Here is a 22730-nt window from a genome sequence, read left to right as displayed (position 1 = left end):
GAATTTGTCCGCCTCCACGGTCGCTGGCGAGGCGTCACCCGCCTTCCTGTTCAAAATTTAGGCAGCCCGATACATAACCGCCACCATTGGCCAAGCGCGGCACGTCAAGCGCGGTTATCCACACAAGCTGTGGATAACACGATCCGGCAATCGTGGACAAAATGTGTACGTGCACCGCAACAATCGACCGTGGGCTGGTGCGATGCCGGTCGCCTTGTGGCTTGGCGCCCCGCTGCTTTGGGAATTTTCTGCCCGTCCTTGCAGATTGTTCCAGGTGATATCCCTCGCGCCGCGGACTATCCTGCCTGAGTCGCCTTGCGGGCAGCCGATGCGCGCACCGGCCCTGCGAACCGCGTCAATGCCAGATGGACAATTCCTATGAAGATCGCACTGCTAGCGGATCTGTCGCTGCAGGCCAAGGCCATTGCAGATGCCCTCGCTCGCGCCGGCGTGCCTTGCCACACCTACCCCGCAAGCGCGGAGCTTTTCCGTGGCATTGACCAAGCCGGCTACGACGTCCTGCTGATCGACCACGACCTTGCCGACATGCCTGCCGTGGAAGCCGTGCGCGCGGTGCGCGGCGCCTGGCGCAGCGAAGTGCCGGTGATGGTGGTTTCCCACCAGCGCGACGAAGACTCGGTCGTCAATACCTTGCAGGCGGGCGCAGACGACTACATGATCCGCCCGTTGCGCGCGCGCGAGCTGGTGGCCCGGCTGCACGCCCTGCAGCGCCGTGCCGCCGCGCGCCGGCAAACGCCGAGCCCGGACCTGGCGGTCGGGCTCTATTCACTGGACTGCCTGGCGCACGAGGTCGTGTTCCAGGGACGCCGGCTCACGCTGCCCCGCAAGGAGTTCGAGCTGGCAGCGTTGCTGTTTGGCAGCGTCGGCCGGGTCTTGTCCCGTGCCCATATCGAACGCGCAATCTGGGGCTGTCCGCTGCCACCGTTGTCCCGCGCCCTGGCGAGCCTGGTATCGCGCCTGCGCAGGGCACTGGGGCTCCACCCCCGCAATGGGCTGGTCATCACGGTGGTGTATGGCAAGGGATATCGCCTGGATGAGACCGGCGGGCGGCTGCCTCGGACTGGCCCGCTCAGCACTGGCTGAGCACCGGGTGCGGCGCCGGCCTGCCGAGGTAGTAGCCCTGCCCGAAGGGCACGCCGAGATCGCGCAGCACCGCCAGTTCATCGGCATCCTCGATGCCTTCGGCGATCACTTCGCCGTCCAGCGCCTTGACCAGGGCCAGCACCGTGCGCACGACCTCAAGCCGGCGCGAGCACGTGCCGATGCCACGCACCAGCGACTTGTCCAGCTTGGTGTAGTGCGGCGCGAGGTGTACCAGCCGGTCGAGATTGGCGTGGCCGGTGCCGAAATCGTCCAGCGCATACTGCATGCCCAGCTCGCGGAGCACGGCCATGGCCTGCCCGAAGCGCTCCGCGTCCTCGATGGGGGTCTGCTCGGTCACCTCGATCACGACCCGATCCGGCGCGATGCTGTTCGCCACCAGGGCCCGCATGGCACGCCCGCCGTTGGCCAGCAGGTAGCGCAGCGCCATGGCGCTGAAGTTGAGGAACAACTTGCCGCGCAAGCCATTCGCCAGGCACGCGGACAGCCCGGTGCGCGCCGCCCGCAGCTCCAGCTCGATGGTCTCGGCCTCGTCGCGGGCCAGGCGGAACAAGGCGTCCGGCATGGCCAGCGGCGACTCGGCGGGCCCCCTGACCAGCGCCTCGTAGCCCAGCACATGGCCGGTCCCGAACACCACAATAGGCTGGAAGACGGCGTGGAGCGGCGGCAAGCGTAGCCGCAGCACGGGCGCGCCGCCCAGGGGGTAGGCAATCTGCATGGACGGAGTGAACGTGACGTGGGGAGGCGCGGCGCCAGGCGCAAGAAGCTGGTGAGCCAATGTGACTCGCCCTCTATTGCATGTCAGCCATGTGTCACGCGGATGACAAAGCCGATTACCCCTGCGCAATGGCGGGATGTCATTAATGCGTCACAGATGGCGGCGAGCATGCAGCCCACAACAAAGTCATGCCGTCACCCGTGGTAAGCCGGCGCTGCAAACCGGAGCGCGAGATGGCGGCACCCCAGGGTCAGCATATGGGCCGCGTGGTCCATCGGAGTCTCAACCGTGTTGCAAGCCATCCACCTTCGCCTTCCACGCCGCGCCGGCCGGCGCATGCCCGCCTGGCTGGGCCGGCTTCCCCTCAGCGCGCGCATGTGCGTGGCATTTGCGCTGGTCTATGTGTTCGGCGCCGTGGTGGGGCTGACGGGCATTTTCAGCCTCGTCTCGGTCAAGCAGATGACAGATACGCTCTATCAACGCGATATGCAGGGCGCCATCGCCGCGGAGCGCGCACAATCGGCGCTGGCCCGGCTGGGCCGCGCCCAGCTTGCCCTGACCATGGCGACCAGCAGCACCGAGCGCGACGGCGCAACCGCCGACATCGATGGCGCCCTCGCGCGCCTCGACCAGGCACTTGGCACCGTGCGCACGGCCGCACCCGCCCAGGCCACCGCGCTGCAAGCCGAACGCAACAGCGCCGCGGCGATGCTGCGTGACTATGTCACGTTGCTGCGCAAGCAGCCGCTCGATGCCCTGCAGTTCGACAGCGCCGTTTCGGTCGACGGCCATTTTCTTGGCGAGCAATTGCAGAAGCTGGCCGATCTGGTCGAGGTCACGCGCGAGCAGCAGGAGCGGCAGGCCGCCGCTACGGTAGCCACCGTGACGGCCAGCCAGTTGCGCGGCCAGGCCGTGATGGTTGGCATGCTGGTGGCTAGCCTTGCAGCAGCGGCCGCGCTGGCCTGGTTCGCCTCGCGCCTGCTGCACTCGGAGCTGGGCGGCGAGCCGGCGGACGCGGCCAAGGTGGCCAGCCGCATCGCCTCGGGCGACCTGCAGCAAGCCGTGCGCGTGCGCGCCGGAGATGACCACAGCCTGATGAGCCTGCTGGCGCGCATGCGCGACCAGCTCGCCGGCGTGCTGGAAGGGATCCAGCGCTCCGCCGCCGAGATCGCCGCGGCCAGCGAAGGCATCGCCAGCGGCAACCACGATCTGTCGCGCCGCACCGCGCTGCAGGCCACCGCGCTGGCCGCCGCCGCCGACAGCGTCGAGCGCCTCACCGCGCTGGTCGGCCAAGCCCACGCCCAGGCCACCGAATCGAGCGCCATGGCACGCCAGGCACGCGAAGCCACCGACGCCGGCATGGCGGTGGTGAGCGAGATGAGCGGCGCCATGGACACGGTGAACCAGCACTCGCGCAATATCGCGGAAATGGTCGAAGTGATCGAGAGCATCGCCTTCCAGACCAACATCCTGGCGCTCAACGCCGCCGTGGAAGCAGCCCGCGCGGGCGAGGCCGGGCGCGGCTTCGCCGTGGTGGCGCAGGAGGTGCGCGGGCTGGCGCAGCGCAGCGCCAACTCCGCGCGCGAGATTCGCACCACCATTGGCCAGGCCAGCTCGGAGATCGCCCGTGGGGCACGGCTTAGCGGGCAAGTAGTCAGCGCGATGAGCGGCATCGAGCAGGCGGTCGGCCAGAGCCATCAGTTGGCCGAACGCCTGTGCGGGGTGGCTGACGAACAAGCGCGCGGCATCCGCTCGGTGGGCGAGGCAGTGGCCCAACTCGACCAGACCAGCCGGCAGAACGCCGAGCTGGTCGAAGCCGTTACGGCGCAGGCGGCCAGCCTGGATGAGCAAGCGGCAGGCCTGTCGGCTGGGGTCGCGCGCTTCCGGTTCTGAGGCCGGATGATCCATGTTCTGCAATGCAGAACATGAATTCCACAGTGCAGTTGACGCGTAAGGTGATCGGTGGGAGTATTCCGCCATCGAAAAATCCGGCGGCCCACGCCGGACGCCTGACCTGGAGACTGTGATGAGTAGCACCCCCACGCCCGCCGCGCACGCACCGGCTGCCACTTCATTTTCCCGCCTGCACCAGACCATCGGCCCCTGGGTCCAGAGCCACCCCGAGCGCGTGGCCCTGATGGACGCCGAGCGGTCCCTGCGCTACGGCGAGCTGAGCGGCGCCATTGCCGAAACCGCCCGTGCACTGGCTGGCGCCGGTGTGCGCGGCGGCGATCGCGTGGTGCTGGTGACCGAGAACAGCGTGGGCTGCGCGGTGCTGATCCTGGCGCTTAGCGCGCTGGACGCATGGGCCGTTCCGGTCAATGCTCGCCTGTCCGCCCGCGAGATCGATAACATCATCGAACACTCGGGCGCGCGCATCGCGCTCTACCTCGACAACGCCCATCCCGAAGCGCGCGAGCACGGCCTGGCGCGTGGCGCGCAACCGGCCGAATGGCCGCATGCGGGCAAGCTGCTGCTGGGCGCGCTCAATGCGGCCGCCGTGGCTGAGCCGGTGGACGCAGCAGCGCGCGACCAGGTCGCCGCGCTGATCTACACCACTGGCACCACCGGCGCCGCCAAGGCCGTGATGCTGACGCACGCCAACCTGATGTTCATCGGCCGCTCCAACCGCATGCAGGCGCGCGTGCAGCCGGGCGACCGGGTCTACGGCGTGCTGCCGATCTCGCACGTCTACGGTCTTTCCGTGCTGCTGGTGGGCCCGCTCTCCAACGGCGCCACGGTGTTCTACGAACCGCGATTCCGCCCCGAGAAGCTAGCGCACGCGCTGGCCGCGCAGCGGCTCACTGTGCTGCATGGCGTGCCCGCCATGTATGCCAAGCTGATCGAATGGAGCCGCGCCCAGGCAACGCCGCTGCAAGCGAGCGCGCTGCGCATGGCGCAATCCGGTGGCGCGCCGCTCACCGCCACGCTCAAGGCGGCGTTTGAAGCGAGCTTCGGCATCATCCTGCACAACGGCTATGGCATGACCGAGACTTCGCCCACGGTCTGCCAGACCCGGGTGGAGTCGCCGCGCACGGATTGCTCGGTGGGCCCGGTGGTGCCTGAGGTGGAGATCCGCCTGGGCGAGCGCCTGCCCGACGGCAGCGGCGAGTTGCTGGTGCGCGGCCCCAACGTGATGAAGGGATACTACCGCCGAGCCGACCTGACCGCGCAGGTAATCGACGCCGACGGCTGGCTGCACACCGGAGACCTGGCGCGCATCGATGCCGACGGCGCGGTCTCCATCGTGGGGCGCTCCAAGGAAATCATCATCCACTCCGGCTTCAACGTGTACCCGGAGGAGGTCGAGCAATCGATCAATGCCTACCCGGCCGTGCTGCAGTCTGCGGTGGTGGGACGCGCGGTAGAAGGCAACGAGGAAGTCATCGCCTTTGTGGAAGTGCGCGAGGGCATGACGCTGGACCAGGCCGCGCTGCGCGCCTTCCTGCGTGAGCAGCTGTCGCCCTACAAGATGCCGGCGGAGGTCCGGATCGTGGCCCACCTGCCGGCCGCACCGTCCGGCAAGATACTCAAGGCCAGGCTGCGCGAGCTGCTGGCCAGCGCAGGCTGAGACGCAAGCTCAGCCCCAAGCCAGCCGAGGCCGCCCATGTCCGAACCGCAGACCGAAGATCCACCGCACGAAACGCAAGTGCAGCGGCACATGCAGCAGCATATGCAGCTGCACAAGGAAGACCGGCATTTCGTGACCGCGCTGGCGCGGGGTCTCGATGTGCTGGCGAGTTTCCGCAGCTTTGAGACGCGGCTGGGCAATGCCGAGCTGGCGCAGCGCTGCGGCCTGCCCAAATCCACGGTGTCGCGCCTCACGCATACGCTGACGGAGCTGGGCTACCTGCGGCTGGACCCGGAGCAGGCCAAGTACCAGCTCGGCAGCTCGGCGCTGGCCCTCGCGCCGGCGGCGCAGCATGGCGTGGATGTGCTGGCGGTGGTGCGGCCGTTCATGCAGGAGCTGGCCGACCTGTCCCAGGGCGTGACGTCACTGATCGTGCGCGATCGGGCGCAGATGCTGATCTTCGAGAACTGCCAGTCGGAGTCGTACCTGACGTTGCGGGTGGCGGTCGGTACGCGCATTTCCGGGCTGACCTCGGCCGCGGGGCGTGCCTACCTGCAAGCGTTGCCCGCCGTGGAACAACGACAAGCACTGGCCGCCTTCCAGCAACAGGAAGGGATGGACGGCGCCAGTGCGCAGGCCATTGCGCAGCGCAGCCGCGCGGAGGTGGAGCGTCAGGGCTGCACCACGTCGTTTGGCGAATGGCTGCCGGACATCAACTCGATCGCCGCCGCGTTCCGGCCCGGCCCCGCGCTGCCGCCGATGACGTTGTCGTGCAGCGGGCCCACCGCCATCGTGCCGGCCGCGCTACTGCTTGAAACGGTGCGCCCGCGCCTGCTCGAGAGCATTCGCGGCATCGAAGCGGCGCTGCGCGCGCAGGATCGCTAGGCACCCGCGTTCTGGCGCCCCTTTGGCCTATTTTTGACGCCCTGATGGCGGTGGCCGTGATCAGGCCCTGCGGCTTGCATGTCATGATTCGCACCACGCCGTCACGCCGCCACGCGCCTCACGAACCCACCGGGACCAGACCATGACCACATTGATTGCCGCCGACGCCACCGCTGCTGCCACGGCGCTGAGCCAACAGGACCTGCGCCTGCTGCGCGAGGCCATCCGCCTGTCGGAGGCGTCCCGTGCCCGCGGACGCCATCCTTTTGCGGCGCTGGTGGCGGACGCCGACGGCAATGTCATCGCCAGCGCCGGCAACAACTCGATGCCGCCCGAGGGCGACCCCACCCAGCATGCCGAACTGGCCGCCGCGGCCGAAGCCGCCCGCAAGCTGTCGCCGCAGGCGCTCGCCAGCGCCACGCTCTATACCAGCGCGGAGCCCTGCTGCATGTGTGCCGGCGCCATCTACTGGTGCAACATCGGGCGGGTGGTGTATGCGCTGTCCGAACACCGGCTGCTGACGCTGACCGGCGCGCACCCCGAGAACCCCACCTTCTCGCTGCCCTGCCGGGAGATTTTCGCACGCGGGCAGCACAGCGTCGCCGTGCTGGGCCCCGCGCTTGAGGACGAAGCGGCGCGGGCGCACGCGGGCTTCTGGCAGGACAGCCCAGCCGTCAGCGCCTCCACCATCAGCGACAGCGCGTAGCCCTTATGGCCGGCAAACTGGCTGCGCAAGTCGGCCAGCGTGGCATCGGTCATGGGCGTCTCCTGTCTTGTATTTTTTTGCTTTTTGTCTTCTTTCGTCAGTCCGCGATCCGCATCGCCGGGGTGATCTGGCGCGGGTCCGTGACCAGTTCCAGCACGGCGGGCTTGCCCGCGGCCTGCGCACGCGCAAAGGCCGCGGCGAAATCTTCCGTCTGCGTCACGCGCTCCGCCCAGGCCCCGCACGACTGCGCCATCGCCACAAAATCCGGGCTCGGGATGTCCGTGCCGCTGACGCGCCCGGGATAGCGCTTTTCCTGGTGCATGCGGATGGTGCCGTACATGCCGTTGTTGACTACCAACACGATCAGGTTGGCGCCATACTGCGCGGCCGTGGCCACTTCCTGCGGGTACATCAGGAAGCAGCCGTCGCCGGCGAAGCACACCACGGTGCGCTGTGGGTCGCGCAGCTTGGCGGCAACCGCAGCAGGCAGACCATAGCCCATGGCGCCGCAGGTGGGTGCCAGCTCGGTGCGCGGCTGGCGATAGGCGTAGTAGCGATGCAGCCAGACCGTGTAGTTGCCGGCGCCGTTGGTCAGCACGGCGTCGTCGGGCAAGATCCGGTCCAGGTGCGCGACCACCGCGCCCATGTCCACGCCGGTGAGCTGCGGGTGCGGCTTGGCGGGGGCCACGAAGGCGCCATGCGCGGCGCGCGCGGCGCTGGTCCAGTCGCCCCAGCGCACCGCCGCTGGCGGCGTCAGCGCGGCCAGCATGGCGGCGCCGGGCTCGATGCCCGCATGGATGGCCAGCTCGGGCTGGTAGACGCGGCCCAGCTCGGCGCTGTCGGCGTGCAGGTGGAACAGGCGCTGGCGCGGCTGCGGGGCCTCCAGCAAGGTGTAGCCGTCGGTCGCGATATCGCCCAGCCGCGTGCCGAAGGCCAGGATCACGTCGGCCGTGCGCACGCGCTCGGCCAACGCCGGGTTGACCCCCAGGCTGAGGTGCCCAACGTAGTGCGGGTCGCGATTGTCGAATACGTCCTGGCGGCGAAAGGCACAGGCCACCGGCAGGTTCCACCGCTGCACGAAGGCCGCAAAATCGGCCGCCGCCTGCGCGCTCCAGTTAGCGCCGCCGGCAATCACCAGCGGGCGCTCGGCCCCGGCCAGCGCCGCAGCGAGCGCATCGGCATCGGCCGCGCGCGGTGCCGCCGCCACCGGGCGGTAGCGGCCGGTATCGGCCACCTCGCACAGGCCGTCCAGGACGTCTTCCGGCAGGGAAATCACCACCGGCCCCGGCCGGCCCGAAGTCGCGCACTGGAACGCGCGTGCCACCAGTTCAGGAATACGAGCCGGATCCTCGATCTCCACCACCCACTTGGCGATGGAGCCGAACATGGCGCCGTAGTCGACCTCCTGGAAGGCCTCCCGTCCCTTGTGGCCGCGAGCGATCTGCCCAACGAAGAGCAGCATCGGCGTGGAATCCTGCGCTGCGATATGCACGCCAATGCTGGCGTGCGTGGCGCCCGGGCCGCGCGTGACAAAGCAGATGCCCGGGCGGCCCGTGAGCTTGCCGTCGGCCTCGGCCATATTGGCCGCGGCGCCCTCATGCTTGCAGACGATCAGGTCAATGGCGGGCTGGTCGTGCAGCGCGTCGAGGACATCCAGGAAGCTCTCACCCGGCACGCAGAAGATACGCTGCGCGCCGTGGATGCGCAGCGCGTCCACCAGGACCCGGCCGCCGGAGCGCGCCGCCGGCTTGGCGGAGGAGGAAGTGGAAGGCAAGGTAGCTGCAACGGATTGGCTGGTCATGGCAGAAAGAAAATGGTGCAGTGCGATCAAGCCGGAGCCGGAACGGGAGAGATCCGGAACCTCCAGGAATGGAGCGATTGTTACGTCGCGAACGCTTTGGGCGCCTGGCTTCAGGCGCATTTCTGTTATGCGTAAAACGCAAGGCTACTACCACGGCACGCGTGTAGCCTGTTGCCAGGCGATCCCACCCTGCCACATGCGCCGCTTGCCAGAGCATAGCGGCCGCGTCACGCAGCGCAAAGGACGATGGCCCAGACAAAAATACAATGGAGACCAAGACATGCTTCTGCACCTGCGGCCCTTGCGGGCCGGCCAGCCAGCCCATCCGTCCCATCCCGCTTCCCACGCCGCTTTCCGCTGCGCTTCCCACGTCGTTTCCCGCGCTATTTCCCGCGCTGTTTCCCAATCTCGCCTCGCCCGTGGCCTGCTCGCCTGCGCCCTGGCCGCCGTTGGCGCGCTGCCGGCCCATGCGCAGGACACCTGGCCGGCCAAGCCGGTCAACTACGTGGTGCCCTTTGCCGCGGGCGGCACCACGGACGTGCTCGGCCGCCTGATCGGCCAGCGCCTGTCGCAGATGATCGGCCAGCCGGTGGTGGTGGAGAACCGCGCCGGCGCGGGCGGCAATATCGGCTCCGACTATGTGGCCAAGGCCGCGCCGGACGGTTACACCCTGGTTGGCGGCACCATCAGCTCGCACTCGATCAATGTGAGCCTGTATCCGAAGATGCCTTACGACCCGATCAAGAACTTCCAGCCCGTGGCCCTGATCGGCACCCTGCCCAACCTGCTGGTGGTCAACGCCAACAGCCCGTGGAAGACCGTGCAGGACGTGATCGCCGCTGCCAAGGCCAAGCCCGGCGCGGTCTCCTTCGGCTCGGCCGGCAACGGCACCTCGCAGCACCTGGCCGGCGAGCTGTTCTCCAGCATGGCGGGCGTCAAGCTGCTCCACGTGCCGTTCAAGGGCAGCAGCCCGGCCGTGCAAGCCTTGCTGGGCAACCAGGTCGATGTCTTGTTCGAGAACAGCGTGGCCGCCATGCCGATGATCCAGTCCGGCAAGTTCCGCGCGCTGGCCACCACGGCCGCCAAGCGCGCCCGCGAACTGCCGGACGTGCCGACCGTGGCAGAAGCCGGTGGCCCGAAGCTGCAAGGCTACGAGATCGTTTCCTGGCAGGCCGTGTTTGCCCCCGCTGGTACGCCTGCACCCATCGTCAACCGCCTTGCCGCGGACATCGGCAAGATCATCCAGGAGCCCGACATGCGCGCCCGGCTGGCCTCGCTCGGGATCGAGCCGTCCGGCGCCGGCCCGGCCGAATTGGGCGCGTTCCAGAAAAGCGAGGTGGCCAAGTGGGCGCAGCTGATCAAGAGCGCGAACATCCGGCCGGAATGACGCCGGTGCATGGCTCGCATGGCTTGCCGGGTACCCAAGCCGGGCCCGGCGGCTTATCATGGGGGCCGCCATGTTCCACCGATTTCCCCGTCGATCTCCCCACCGATCTCCCCTCTTCTTCCGAACCCCAAGCCCATGAGTGAACACCGCATCCCGACGCCCGCCCTCCATCAATGGGTGGTCGATCTCTGGCGCGCCGCCGGCTCCGATGCCCGCGAGGCCCGCCTGACCGCCGACCACCTCGTCGGCGCCAACCTGTCAGGCCACGACTCGCACGGGGTCGGCATGATCCCGAAGTACGTGATGTCCTGGCAAGGCGAGCAGCTTCAACTGAACCAGCGCGTGAGCGTGGTGCACGAGGCTGGCGGCATCCTCAGCCTGGATGGCAATCGCGGCATGGGCCAGGCGGTGACAGAGGAAGCCATGGGCCTGGCCATCGAGCGCGCGCGCGAACACGGCGTATGCGTGCTGGGGCTGCGCGCCTCGCACCACCTGGGCCGGGTTGGGCACTGGGCCGAGCAGGCTACCGCTGCCGGCATGATCTCCATCCACTTCGTCAATGTGCTATCCAAGCCGATCGTGGCCCCGCATGGCGGCTATGAGGCGCGCTACGGCACCAACCCGTTCACCATCGGCGTGCCGGTGGCCGGCGGCGAGCCGCTGGTGATGGATTTCGCCACCAGCGCGATCGCGCTGGGCAAGGTGCGCGTGGCCAACAACAAGGGCGTGGCGGTGCCTCCGGGCTGCCTGCTCGACACCGAAGGCCACCCCACCGACGACCCGGCCGTGATGTTCCCGCCCGCTGGCGAGGCGCAGGGCGCGCTGCGCCCCTTTGGCGAGCACAAGGGCTACGTGCTGGCGGTGATGTGCGAACTGCTGGGCGCGGCGGTCACCGGTGGCCACACCATTCGCCCGGAAACCCTGACCCACGAGCACGCGGTCTGGAACAATATGCTGGCCATCGTGTTCGACCCCGAGCGCCTGGGCAGCAGCACCACCTTTGGCCATGAAGTGCAGGCCTTCGTCGACTGGCTGCGCTCGTCGCACCTGCAGCCCGGCACCGATGCCATCCTGCTGCCCGGCGAGCCGGAACGCGCCTGGCGCCGCGCCCGCGCCGAATTCATGCCGGTGGACAGCGGCACGCTGGCCCAGCTTGACGACGCCGCGGCGCGCGTGCAGGCAGCGCGCGGCAAGTCGCCCGGCCCGTTGTCGCGCCTGGCGGTGGACTGATCCCCCCGCCCCGGCAACTCACCGAAACCTTCAGGCCCAGCCACCATGCCCCACCTCATCATTGAAATTACCGAAAACACCCGCCTCACCTGCTCGCAGGAAGAACTGCTGGACGAGGCCAATGCCGCGCTGCTGGCCTCCGGCCAGTTCGGCGAGCCGGACATCAAGTCGCGCTGCATCACGCTGACCTCCTACCGCCAGGGCACCGAAGCGCGCGAGCGTGCCTTCGTCCATGCGCGCCTGCACATCCTGGACGGCCGCGACCTGGCCGTGCGCCAGGCACTGAGCCAAGCGATCTGCGAGGTCATTGCCGACGCGGTGCGCCCGGCCAACGCGGAAGACAGCGTGCAGGTCAGCGTGGAGGTGGTGGAGATGGAACGCGCCAGCTTCACAAAACAGATCGTCAGCGGATCGCACTGACCCGCCAGACCCGCCAGACCAGCAAGCCATCTGGCATCGGCGATGGCCCCGCAGCCGGCCAAAGGCTGCATGTTGGGCCACACCGCCCTGGCAGAGCGGGGTCATCGGCTGACCCGCTCGCTTCCCAGACTGAAAACAGGAACACCATCGTCATGTCCTCCCTCCCGAATTCCACCTTGCCCTCGCCCCTGCCCAACCGCTTTCGTGCCGATGTGCTGGCGCACAAGCGCGTAATCGGGTGCTGGTGCTCGCTGGGCAACGCCACCACCACCGAGATCCTCGGCCTGGCCGGCTTCGACTGGCTGCTGCTCGACGGCGAGCATTCGCCCAACGACGTGCTGACCTTCATCCCGCAGTTGATGGCGCTGCAAGGCAGCGTGAGCGCGCCGGTAGTGCGCCCGCCCGCCAACGATCCGGTGCTGATCAAGCGCCTGCTGGACATCGGCTTCTACAATTTCCTGATTCCCTTTGTGGAGAGCGCCGAGCAGGCCGGGCGCGCGGTGAGCGCCACCCGTTACCCGCCAGCGGGCGTGCGTGGCGTGTCGTCGGCCCAGCGCAGCAACCGCTATGGCACGGTGCCGGAGTACTTCAGCCAGATCAATGACAATATCTGCGTGCTGGTGCAGATCGAAAGCCGCAAAGGCGTGGACGCGGCCGACGAGATCTGCGCGGTCGATGGGGTCGACGGCATCTTTATCGGCCCGAACGACCTCGCGGCCGCGTACGGCCACCTCGGCAACCCCAACCATCCCGAAGTGCAGGCGCAGGTGGCGCGCATCTTCGCGGCCGCCAGGCGCGCCGGCAAGGCCGTGGGCACGCTGACACCGGTAGAAGCCGACGCGCGCCGCTACCTGGACATGGGCGCGAGCTTCGTGGCGGTGGGCGTGGACCAGGGTCTCTTCCGTACCGCGACGCAGGCGCTGCGCGATCGTTTCGCCGGCTAAGCGTCGCGATGAACTCCGAGGACCTGGCCTGCTTCGTCTGCGTCGCCAACACGCAGAGCATCTCGCGCGCCGCGCTCGAAATGGGCGCGGACCAGTCCACCGTAAGCCGGCAGATCGCCCGGCTGGAAGCCGCGCTGGACACCCGCCTGTTCCATCGCAGCGGGCGCGGCGTGGTGCTGACCGAAGCCGGCCAGACGCTGATCGTCTATGCGCGGCAGGTAGCGGCCACGCTGGCCGAAGCCCGCGAAGCCATCCGCGCTTCGTCGGCGCAAGGCCCTGCGCAACTGGTGATCGCGGCGCAGCCCACCATCGCCAACACCGCATTCGCCAGCATCGGCACCGCGCTCAAGCAACGCTTCCCGGCGACCAAGGTGCGCTTTGTCGAAGGACTGGCCAGCCCCGTGCTCGCCTGGCTGGCGGCTGGCGAGATCGACGTAGCCCTGCTCTACCTGCCCGAGCAGCAAGGGGCGCTGAAGGTCGACATCCTGCTGGAAGAAGACCTGACACTCGTCACGCCGACATCCTGGAGCCACCTCGGCCCGACCTTTCCCGTGCGCCGCCTTGGCGAAGTGCCGCTGATCCTGCCCAGCACGGGACACGGCCTGCGCGTGCTGGCCGAATCGCTCGCTGCTCGCGCGGGCACCAGCCTGCAACTGGCGCTGGAATGCGACGCGTCCAATACCGTATCGATGCGCCTGGTGGAAGACGGCTGCGGCGCCACCCTGCTGCCGTTTGCCGCGGTCGCCGATCGCGTAGCGCAAGGCCGGCTGCATTCAGCCCGGCTGGTGGAACCGGTGGTGACGCGGCAGGTGGCGCTTGCCACCGCGCGTAACCGCGCACCGGTGCCGGAATTGTGGGACATCATGCAGACGGTGAGGCAGTCTGTGCGCAATATCGTGATGTCGGGAGCGTGGCCGGGGGCGCGGTTGATCTGACACCCCGGATTCCGGCTGCCTGTTGCCGCCTTGAAGATTTTGCAACCGCCGCCTAGGCTCGATGCCTGAAGCCAACGCTTGGGAGAACGCCCGTGCACGCCGACCAACTCCGCACTCTCCAGGCCCCGCTCAAGGAAAAGTACCGAGAACACCCCGAGGCTGCCTTGATCACCTTGCGTGCGTCGAGCCGCCTGGGCGAGGGCGTTACCTGCCACGTCGAAACCGGCAAGGCGCTGGTCGAAGCCGGCCTGCATCCTGCCACCGGCGGCACCGGGCTGAGCGCCTGCTCTGGCGACATGCTGCTGGAAGCCCTGGCCGCCTGCGCTGGCGTCACGTTGAATGCGGTGGCTACCGCGCTGGGCATCGTGCTGCGCGATGCGCGCGTGCTGGTGGAAGGCGACCTCGATTTTCGCGGCACGCTTGGCGTGAGCAAGGACGCCGCCGTGGGCTTCCGTGCGATCCGGATGCGCTTTGAACTGAATACCGACGCGCAGGCCGACCAACTCGAATCGCTGCTGCGGCTGACCGAGCGGTATTGCGTGGTGTACCAGACGCTCGCCGGCGGCACGAAGATTGACGTGACCCATGCCGTCGGCTTGGGGCCGGCGGCATAGCCTGTGGGGAAGCGCTCAGGGCTTGATGTTCTGGTTGTGGCGGAACAGGTTGTCGGGGTCGTACCGCCGCTTGACCTCGACCAGCCGGGCATGGTTCGGCCCGTATGCGGCGCCGACGCGATCGCCCTCTTCCTGCGTCAGGAAGTTCACGTATACCGAGCCAAGCGCGTACGGCGCCGCGGCCTGGAACACCTCGCGCGACCAGGCAATGCAGGCGGCGTCGTCAGCCGGCTCGGTCCAGCGTCCGTGCACGTTCATGACGTAGTTGGCATCGCGATTGGGGTAAGCCATGGCGTCTGCCGCGACCCGGTTGGTCTGGCCGCCCATGGCGCCAATGAAGATCTCGGTGTGCGGCGAGGGCAGCTTGTTGACGTAATCCGTCAACAACGTGAGCAGGCCATCGTCCAGCCCGGCGAAATTGTGCGATTTCCAGTAGTTGCGCGCCCCCGGCGTGAGCAGAGGATCGAACGCCTGCTGCCAGGCGGTAAACGGCATGGGCCCGACATGCTCGCCGTAGGGCGTGCCGAGATGGCGCAATGGCTCGACCAGTTGCGGGCCGTTGGCTGGCGGCCCGATGTAGCAGATGGCCAGGGCCACGATGGGCTTGCCATGGGTCTGCGGCGGCAGGAACGGCAGTGGCGGCGCGAGCCGCATCACGGCCCACACGGTCAGCTCGTCGGGCATGCCGTCGAAGCGCTCGCGCAGGGCTTGCAACACGGCCACGCCCTGCTCCAGCGGATAGACGATCAGGCCACCATAGATTTCCGGGCCGACTGGCCGCAGGGCGAACTCGAACATGGTGACCACGCCGAAGTTGCCGCCGCCGCCGCGAATGGCCCAAAACAGGTCGGGATGCTCGGTGGCGCTGGCGTGCACCAGCTTGCCATCGGCTGTCACCACCTGGGCGCTGACCAGGTTATCCACGGTGGTGCCGTACTTGCGGCTGATCCAGCCAAAGCCGCCGCCCAGGGTGAGTCCGGCCACACCGGTGGTGGAGTTGATGCCAAGCGGCGTGGCAAGGCCGAAGGCCTGCGCCTCGTGGTCGAAATCACCCAGCGTGGCACCGGGCTCCACATAGGCGCGCAGCGCAGTGGGATCGATCCGCACCGATTTCATGCCCGACAGGTCCAGCGTAACGCCGCCATCGCAAAGGGCCAGGCCGCCGATATTGTGGCCGCCGGCGCGTACCGACAGCGCCACGCCATTGGCCCGCGCGAACGCTACGGTATCGATGACATCGGCCGCGCCGGCGCTTTTGACGATCAGCGCGGGCCGGCGGTCGATCATGGCGTTCCAGACTTGCCGCGCCTGGTCATAGCCCGGCTCGCCAGGTTGCAGCACCTGGCCTCTCAGTTTCGACTTCAACCCATTGACCAGCTCACTCGACAGATCTGCCATGATGCACCTCGCGACGGAATCCCGGATAGGGGTCCGGCCACGGCACTGGCCGCGCGCCACCAGGCAAGGCTTGATCCGTCTCCGGCGTCATGTCGGGGAGAGGATGGCATGGCGAATTGAAGGGGGGGACGGCAGCAGGCGTGGCAGCCAGGAGAAGGGCCGAATCCTTCCTCATTTAAGGTTGGCCTCGAACGAATGTAAAGCGGCCGGGACACGGGTCCCGGCCGCTTATCGCCGCATCGGTTCTTGCTTCGTCGGTGTCAGCTAAACCGATTCTCTGGTCAAAGATAAACCGATTCGCTGGACTTTTCTGATGGGTCAGGTGCTCAAGGCGCCCTTCGCGTAAAGCAATGCGCTGGATTTCATGCACGGCCCTAACCCGCGGTGCTTTATCGCATACAAAGCCGTATCGGTCTGCTGGCAAACTGCAAGCGCTCTACCAACTGTATGCCCGCGTCGGTCATTCTGGGCTGGTCCTTACCAGCGGCGGAGGGTCAGGGCAGGTGGCGTCGTGTCTCGGCGCTGCAAATGTCGTCCAAGTGCCGGAATGCAGGCGCGATCTTGTCACAGTCCAAGGCACCGACACCGTACTGCTCAAAGAACACCCGCCACTCCCGCACGACAGCCCAAATCCCCGCGATCAACTCTCCAGCGCGCGCAGTGCTGATCGAGAACCGCTGGCACCCGGCCAGCGCGTTGTCGATCGTCGCGCTCCGCCCTTGAGGCCCGATTTCGAGGTGCAACTGGCGTTCGGTAGCGTGCGAAGGCCGTGGCAGCACGTCGTAGAGCGGGCTCAGCCGCCAGCCGGGCAGCCGCGGATCCCAGATGAACCCATGGTTGCGCAGGTGGTCATCGTCGTTGGTCACTAAGATATTGAACACCATGCGCTTGAACAGCTCTTCGTTGTCGGCGCGAACGACGGCCGTATGGCAGTATTTACGAATCGCCGCGGCCAAATCGGAGTAGGCCTTTGTGCGCGATTCCGTCTCATCGCAACCGATCAGGGTCAGGCCGCTGACAAATGCCATGCGGCGCTCCGTTCTAGTTGCCGCCGGCGCCAGCAAGAGATCCGTGTTTGCCTGCGGCATTACCCCACGGTCGAGCCAGTACCGGTCAAACCGGCGGATCATCATGAGGCGGCGATCGCCGAGCATGCGGGTCTCCACCGCAGGGACGTTTAGCCCGGCTTCCTTGGCCAGCAGCAACGACGCAGTCTCGATGAGGGGAACGTCGAAGGCGTCGGTTTTGCTGGGGAACTTGGCCAGGACCAGGTGACCAGCGTCGTCCCGGATGGTGGCCTTCGGCCGAGCGCCACCCAGGCCGGTGCCCTGCACGAAGATCAGCTCGAGGTTGGCCGGGACAGGCAGTCCTTCTTCGATACGCTCTGCGGCCTCCATCAGATACTCGATCGCGTAAATATCGCCCACCGCGCTCGTTGGAGGGGTATCGATGTCCGAGCGAATGTCCAGCGCACCCACGCGGTCACTACCCGCGTGCAGCAGGTACTGCGACTCCGGCAGGCTGTTCGCGGGCACCTTGAGCTTGGCCTCAATCACCCGGCGCCCCCACGAATCCGGCGCCGCGTCGCGGATGCCACCGAAGCCCGTCAGCTCGTTCACGGGCAGCAGCAGCCGGCCCTTTATCGGCTGCCCGTGAATGCCGAGGCTCACGGGGTCAACTTCGATTGCATCCGGACGATCCAAATATCTGAGGCCGTAGGCAAAGCGCGAGGCGAGCAGCGCCGAGCCCTCCTCTGTCATGGTGAGCTGGCCACACGGCGCCCAAGCTTCGCCCAGACAAGCGAAGGTCATCAGTTGCTGGTCTCTTGCCATCGGAACGAGTCCTCAAAAGTCGAGGTTCTGGAGCTCTGAGGCAGACAGATCCCGGACGCGCCGGGTTGCTTCGCGTGACTGAAGCGCCTTGAGTGCTGGATCGGTCTCCGCCAGAAGGCTCGCAAGTGTTGCCCCTGGAGAGATAGCGTCCAGATAGCGAAGCACCTGGCCGAATGCGAGGCCTGGATCACCCTTCTCAATCCGATAGGCCGTGTTGCGAGAAAGCCCCGCGCGCACAGCCGCATCGGCTTGCTTGATGTGGCGAGCCTGACGTAGCCGGGCCAGCAACTGGCCAACTTTGGCCGATTGCTGAGCCATAGCTGGAGAGAGGACAGAGGACTGGGAGACTTTCATGTTCGGAAAATCGCTCGTAAAAGCGATATTGCTCGATTTAACGAACATTGTATGGCACGGAATTGGAGGAATCAATATGCTCGTAAAACAGTGCACTACATACTCAATACTCGATTTTAGAGGCTTTAGAGCTTGAAAATGTGCGGCAAGCTGTCTCTGGAAGGGAGCTGCGGCGTGGCTCACCTGCCGGCCGAGAGCTTTCCTATGGACCGGCCAAATTGGCACCCGCGGGCACCTCCAGATCCGCCAGCGCCATGGGCCGCGCTGGCCAGGCCAACGGGTCAGGTCACCGGCGCCGGGTTGAACAGCACCAGCGAATTGTGCAGCTTATGGTGCTCGGCCCAGGTCTTCTTGCGCCCGCTCGCCACATCCAGCATCAACCGGAACAACTCCCAGCCCACATCCTCGATGGTGGCCTCCCCGGTGGCAATGCGGCCCGCATTCACGTCCATCAGGTCGTGCCAGCGGCGTGCCAGATCGCTACGCGTTGCCACCTTGATCACCGGCACTTCGGCCAGGCCATACGGCGTGCCGCGGCCGGTGGTGAACACGTGAAGGTTCATGCCGGCGGCCAATTGCAGGGTGCCGCAGATAAAGTCGCTGGCGGGCGTGGCCGCGTAGATCAGGCCCTTTTGCTTGAGCTTCTCGCCGGGGGAGAGCACGCCGGTGATGGCCGTGCTGCCCGACTTGACGATCGAGCCCATGGCCTTCTCGACGATATTGGACAGGCCGCCCTTCTTGTTGCCGGGCGTGGTGTTGGCGCTGCGGTCGACCCGGCCCTTTTCCAGGTAGCGGTCGTACCAGTCCATCTCGCGGATCATGGCCTGCGCCACTTCCGGCGTGGCGGCGCGCGCGGTGAGCTGGTCGATGCCATCGCGCACTTCAGTGACTTCCGAAAACATCACGGTGGCGCCGGCGCGCACCAGCAAGTCGGTGGCAAACCCCACGGCGGGATTGGCGGTCACACCCGAAAAAGCATCGCTGCCGCCGCACTGCACGCCCACCACCAGCTCCGAGGCCGGGCAGCTTTCGCGGCGGCGCTGGTCCAGCCTGGCCAGGTGCGTATGCGCCATTGCCATGATGGAATCGATCATGCTCTCGAAGCCGACGTGTTCTTCGTCCTGCAGGCACACCACGCCAACATCCAGGCCGCCAGGCAAGCTGCCGGCCGGCAGCAGGCGCTCCGGCTGCAGCTTCTCGCAACCCAGGCTCACCATCATGGCGGTGCCGCCGAAATTCGGGTTCAGCGCGATATTGCGCAGCGTGCGGATCGGCACGATCGCGTCCGGCGCATCGATGGCCACGCCGCAGCCGTAGGTGTGCTCCAGCCCCACCACGTCGTCCACATTGGGATACTGCGGCAGCAGCTCGGCCCGGATACGCCGCACCGCATGCTCCACCACGCCCGACACGCACTGCACGGTGGTGGTGATGGCGAGGATGTTGCGGGTGCCGACCGAGCCGTCCGGATTGCGAAAGCCCTCGAAGCTATAGCCTTCCAGCGGCGGCAGCGGTTCCGCCACGCGCGTGCCGACAGGCAGGTTGTCCAGCCCGGGCGCCACCGGCATCTCGATCACGCGCTCGTTGACCCAGCTGCCCTTGGGCAGGTCGCGCAGGGCGTAGCCGATCACCACGTTGTAGCGCACCACGGCATCGCCGGCCGCCAGGTCCACCAGCGCCACCTTGTGGCCCTGGGGCACCCGCTCGCGCAGCGTCAGCCCGCAGGGAAATACCGTGCCCTCGGGCAGGCCGCCATCGTTGGCGACGATCGCCACGTTGTCCAGCGCGTGGATGCGGATGTACAGCGCAGTGCCCTGCACCTGCGCAGCCGGCTGCGAACCGCCTGGCTGCTCTACTTTGATATCGATCACCGACATGTCTTTTTTCCTTGCGAAACACTTGGCCGCTGCGCCACAGTGGCGCCCGCGCAGCAGGCACCACGCAATTCAGGGATTTCAGGGATGCTTGAGCTCGACGCGCTTGATTTCCTTGACGATCACCAGGTAGCTGATCACCGTCACCAGCGCGTTGGCGCCGACAAAGACCAGCGCGCCATTGAAGGAACCGGTGGTGCCAAGGATATATCCGATCACGATCGGCGTGACGATGCCCGCGATATTTCCGAACATGTTAAAGATGCTGCCGGCCAGGCCAATCACTTCCTTCGGTGCCGTATCCGCCACAACGGCCCAGCCCAGCGCGCCGATGCCCTTGCCGAAAAAGGCCAGTGCCATGAAGCCCACCACCAGCCACTCGCTATCCACGTAGTTGCAGGCAATCATGCTGACCGACAGCAGCATGCCGGCGACGATCGGCACCTTGCGAGCCACCGTCAACGAATAGCCGCGGCGCAGGAACCCATCGGAAATCACGCCGCCCAGCACGCCGCCCAGGAACCCGCAGATCGCCGGCAGCGACGCGACAAACCCCGCCTTCAGGATCGACATGCCACGGGCCTGCACCAGATACACCGGAAACCACGTCAGGAAGAAGTACGTCAGCACGTTGATGCAGTACTGGCCCAGGTACACGCCCAGCAGCATCCGGTTGGAGAGCAGCTGGCGCACATAGAACCAGCGCGTGCCGGCGGCTTCCTTGTCCTTCTTGCCAGCGTCGCCGCTCATCTCGATCAGGCCGCCGCCCTGCTTGATGTGGTCAAGCTCGGCGCGATTCACGCCCGGATGGGTCGCCGGGCTACGCACCACCTTGAGCCAGAGACCGGCCAGCACCATGCCCAGCGCGCCCATCCACAGATAGACGTGGTGCCAGCCCAGCGCGTGGGTCAGCCAGGCCATCAGGGGCGTAAACAGCACCGCGGCAAAATACTGCGCGGAATTGAAGATGGCCGAGGCCGTGCCGCGCTCGGCCGTGGGAAACCAGCTGGCCACAACCTTGGCGTTGGCCGGGAACGCCGGCGACTCGGCCAGGCCCACGGCAAAACGCAGCACGAACAGCGTGGTCACGGCCGCGCCAACGGTGGCGAATACGCCGATAAAGCCCTGCAGCAGGGTAAAGAACGACCACAGGAAAATGCTGCAGGCATAGATACGGCGCGCGCCAAAGCGGTCCAGCAGCCAGCCGCCCGGAATCTGCGCCATCACATAGGCCCAGCTGAAGGCCGAGAAGATAAACCCCATCTGCACGGCATCGAAGCCGAATTCCGAGCGCATTGCCGGGCCGGTGATGGAAAGCGTGGCGCGGTCGGCATAGTTCACCGTCGTCACCACGAAGATCATCAGCAGGATCCAGTAACGGACGTGGCTGCGACGGGTGGCCTCGCCGGCCACGTTGATGGTATTGCTGAGATTCATGGTGTCTCCTGCACGAGCCGGATTGGAGATGGGGCCGTCTTACGTCGTACGGCACGCGGCCATCTCGCAGACTTAGCCGGCTACGTGATATGTCATCGTATGACTTGAATTATAAGCACCAGGTTTCATCGGCAACATTGAGTGTTTACCCTAACTCGAAGGCAGCGACCCTGGGGAGGGTGCGTTAGCCGTTGCAGCGGCGCGGCCGGTCCGGGTGCGTCGACCGGAAGATGCCATGCCCCCAAGCTTTCAGGCACCTTTCAAGAGGGCTTCACGCGATTCTGCCACGCGCATTCCATTCCGCGTCCGGACAGTTTTACCCCCTGCCCTGTCTCTTCATGCTGTCTCTTCATATTGACGGACACTGGCAAGGCCGAGTGCCGAAGCCCTTTGCCAAAACAAAAGTACTTGCACATTCAAATCTCTAGTTGTACGATGACGTATCTCGAAATTGTGCAGACGAAAGTCATGTACAAGAACCACTGAACCAACACCGCCCTTGCGGGTATCAGGACCAGCCATCATGACCACACCACAAGAACTCAAGCAGATCGTCTCGGAAGGCCTGCTTTCCTTCCCCGTGACCGACTTCGACGCGCAAGGCAACTTCCGCCCCGAGACCTATGTAGAGCGCCTGGAATGGCTGGCCCCCTACGGCGCCACCGCCCTGTTCGCCGCCGGTGGCACCGGTGAGTTCTTCTCGCTGACGCCGGACGACTACGCCAACGTCATCCGCACCGCGGTGGAAACCTGCGCAGGCAAGGTGCCCATCCTGGCCGGCGCCGGCGGCCCGACCCGCATGGCCATCGCCTACGCCAAGGAAGCCCAGCGCCTGGGCGCCAAGGGTATCCTGCTGCTGCCGCACTACCTGACCGAAGCTTGCCAGGACGGCATTGCCAACCATATCGAAGAAGTCTGCAAGTCGGTCCACATCGGCGTGATCGTGTACAACCGCGGCAATTCCCGCATCAACGCGGACATGCTCGAACGCCTGGCCGACCGCTGCCCCAACCTGATCGGCTTCAAGGATGGCGTCGGCGAGATCGAAGGCATGGTCCGCATCCGCCGCAAGCTGGGCGACCGCCTGTCCTACCTGGGCGGCCTGCCCACCGCGGAAGTCTATGCCGCCGCCTACAAGGCGCTGGGCGTGCCCGTGTACTCGTCAGCCGTATTCAACTTCATCCCCAAGACGGCGATGGACTTCTACCGCGCGATTGCCGCCGACGACCACGCCACCACCAACCGCCTGATCGACGAGTTCTTCCTGCCCTACCTCGACATCCGCAACCGCCGCGCAGGCTACGCGGTGAGCATCGTCAAGGCCGGCGCCAAGCTGGTCGGGCACGATGCCGGCCCGGTCCGCGCGCCGCTGACGGATCTGGACGAGCAGGAACTGGCGATGCTGGATGCGCTGATCAAGAAGCTGGGGCCGCAGTAATCCAGACAGGCTTGCCCAGCCAACCGCCGCAGGCGCGGCTGGCGCAGGCCTGCGCCAGCCGCGC

General features: G+C 66.7%; 19 protein-coding genes. 12 read left to right on the top strand and 7 right to left on the bottom strand.

Annotation, left to right across the window (positions count from 1 at the left end):
- Window positions 1-378 precede the first annotated feature (378 nt).
- Window positions 379-1104, top strand: a complete 726-nt coding sequence (locus AC1RWI_RS11695) for a response regulator transcription factor (RefSeq protein ID WP_043355101.1) — start codon at window positions 379-381, stop codon at window positions 1102-1104.
- Here AC1RWI_RS11695 and AC1RWI_RS11690 read toward each other — a convergent pair.
- Window positions 1091-1840, bottom strand: a complete 750-nt coding sequence (locus tag AC1RWI_RS11690) for an EAL domain-containing protein (RefSeq protein ID WP_492866540.1) — start codon at window positions 1838-1840, stop codon at window positions 1091-1093. The two genes, AC1RWI_RS11695 and AC1RWI_RS11690, sit on opposite strands and share 14 nt — an antisense overlap.
- A 288-nt stretch (window positions 1841-2128) precedes the next feature.
- On the opposite strand from AC1RWI_RS11690, the gene AC1RWI_RS11685 reads away from it, so the two are divergent.
- The 4 genes from AC1RWI_RS11685 to AC1RWI_RS11670 all read left to right on the top strand — a co-directional run bounded on the left by AC1RWI_RS11685 (window position 2129) and on the right by AC1RWI_RS11670 (window position 7002).
- Complete coding sequence (locus tag AC1RWI_RS11685) at window positions 2129-3733, top strand: methyl-accepting chemotaxis protein (protein WP_492866538.1); 1605 nt, start codon at window positions 2129-2131, stop codon at window positions 3731-3733.
- Between the two features lie 133 nt (window positions 3734-3866).
- Window positions 3867-5411 carry a class I adenylate-forming enzyme family protein gene (locus AC1RWI_RS11680; RefSeq protein WP_492866536.1) on the top strand — a complete coding sequence of 515 codons (1545 nt, stop codon included), beginning with the start codon at window positions 3867-3869 and terminating at the stop codon, window positions 5409-5411.
- A gap of 90 nt (window positions 5412-5501) precedes the next feature.
- Window positions 5502-6296, top strand: coding sequence for an IclR family transcriptional regulator (locus AC1RWI_RS11675; RefSeq protein ID WP_492866629.1), 795 nt, complete (start codon window positions 5502-5504; stop codon window positions 6294-6296).
- A 142-nt stretch (window positions 6297-6438) separates the two neighbouring features.
- On the top strand, window positions 6439-7002 hold the full coding sequence (locus AC1RWI_RS11670; protein WP_492866534.1) for a nucleoside deaminase: 564 nt from the start codon (window positions 6439-6441) through the stop codon (window positions 7000-7002).
- Window positions 7003-7099: 97 nt separating this feature from the next.
- Here the strand turns inward: AC1RWI_RS11670 and AC1RWI_RS11665 are convergent, their stop codons facing one another.
- Window positions 7100-8803 carry a thiamine pyrophosphate-binding protein gene (locus tag AC1RWI_RS11665; protein WP_492866532.1) on the bottom strand — a complete coding sequence of 568 codons (1704 nt, stop codon included), beginning with the start codon at window positions 8801-8803 and terminating at the stop codon, window positions 7100-7102.
- 280 nt (window positions 8804-9083) lie between these two features.
- Here AC1RWI_RS11665 and AC1RWI_RS11660 point away from each other — a divergent pair, with 280 nt between their 5' ends.
- The 6 genes from AC1RWI_RS11660 to AC1RWI_RS11635 all read left to right on the top strand — a co-directional run bounded on the left by AC1RWI_RS11660 (window position 9084) and on the right by AC1RWI_RS11635 (window position 14333).
- Window positions 9084-10190: a Bug family tripartite tricarboxylate transporter substrate binding protein gene (locus AC1RWI_RS11660; RefSeq protein WP_492866530.1), complete on the top strand. Its 1107-nt coding sequence runs from the start codon at window positions 9084-9086 to the stop codon at window positions 10188-10190.
- Window positions 10191-10325: 135 nt separating this feature from the next.
- On the top strand, window positions 10326-11420 hold the full coding sequence (locus AC1RWI_RS11655) for a malate/lactate/ureidoglycolate dehydrogenase (protein WP_043355098.1): 1095 nt from the start codon (window positions 10326-10328) through the stop codon (window positions 11418-11420).
- Window positions 11421-11465: 45 nt separating this feature from the next.
- Window positions 11466-11840 (top strand): 5-carboxymethyl-2-hydroxymuconate Delta-isomerase, encoded by a 375-nt coding sequence (locus tag AC1RWI_RS11650; protein ID WP_043355096.1) that lies wholly within the window; start codon window positions 11466-11468, stop codon window positions 11838-11840.
- Window positions 11841-11992: 152 nt separating this feature from the next.
- Window positions 11993-12784 (top strand): 2-dehydro-3-deoxyglucarate aldolase, encoded by a 792-nt coding sequence (garL, locus tag AC1RWI_RS11645; protein ID WP_492866528.1) that lies wholly within the window; start codon window positions 11993-11995, stop codon window positions 12782-12784.
- A gap of 8 nt (window positions 12785-12792) precedes the next feature.
- Entirely contained in the window at window positions 12793-13719 is a 927-nt protein-coding gene (locus AC1RWI_RS11640) for a LysR family transcriptional regulator (protein WP_492866526.1), read from the top strand.
- 92 nt (window positions 13720-13811) lie between these two features.
- Window positions 13812-14333: an OsmC family protein gene (locus AC1RWI_RS11635; RefSeq protein WP_492866524.1), complete on the top strand. Its 522-nt coding sequence runs from the start codon at window positions 13812-13814 to the stop codon at window positions 14331-14333.
- 15 nt (window positions 14334-14348) lie between these two features.
- Here the strand turns inward: AC1RWI_RS11635 and AC1RWI_RS11630 are convergent, their stop codons facing one another.
- The 5 genes from AC1RWI_RS11630 to AC1RWI_RS11610 all read right to left on the bottom strand — a co-directional run bounded on the left by AC1RWI_RS11630 (window position 14349) and on the right by AC1RWI_RS11610 (window position 21228).
- Window positions 14349-15731 (bottom strand): FAD-binding oxidoreductase, encoded by a 1383-nt coding sequence (locus AC1RWI_RS11630; protein ID WP_043355089.1) that lies wholly within the window; start codon window positions 15729-15731, stop codon window positions 14349-14351.
- Window positions 15732-16225: 494 nt separating this feature from the next.
- Window positions 16226-17563 (bottom strand): type II toxin-antitoxin system HipA family toxin, encoded by a 1338-nt coding sequence (locus AC1RWI_RS11625; RefSeq protein ID WP_492866522.1) that lies wholly within the window; start codon window positions 17561-17563, stop codon window positions 16226-16228.
- 12 nt (window positions 17564-17575) lie between these two features.
- Window positions 17576-17965: a helix-turn-helix domain-containing protein gene (locus AC1RWI_RS11620; protein ID WP_492866520.1), complete on the bottom strand. Its 390-nt coding sequence runs from the start codon at window positions 17963-17965 to the stop codon at window positions 17576-17578.
- 233 nt (window positions 17966-18198) lie between these two features.
- Window positions 18199-19794, bottom strand: coding sequence for a galactarate dehydratase (garD, locus tag AC1RWI_RS11615; RefSeq protein WP_492866518.1), 1596 nt, complete (start codon window positions 19792-19794; stop codon window positions 18199-18201).
- 78 nt (window positions 19795-19872) lie between these two features.
- Complete coding sequence (locus AC1RWI_RS11610) at window positions 19873-21228, bottom strand: MFS transporter (protein ID WP_492866516.1); 1356 nt, start codon at window positions 21226-21228, stop codon at window positions 19873-19875.
- 523 nt (window positions 21229-21751) lie between these two features.
- Here AC1RWI_RS11610 and kdgD point away from each other — a divergent pair.
- Window positions 21752-22666: a 5-dehydro-4-deoxyglucarate dehydratase gene (gene kdgD, locus AC1RWI_RS11605; RefSeq protein ID WP_006160033.1), complete on the top strand. Its 915-nt coding sequence runs from the start codon at window positions 21752-21754 to the stop codon at window positions 22664-22666.
- Window positions 22667-22730 lie beyond the last annotated feature (64 nt).

This window comes from Cupriavidus sp. MPR-AND1C, assembly GCF_058809705.1.
Note: the sequence above shows the minus strand (reverse complement) of the source record. Positions and strands in the feature narration are given on the sequence as shown.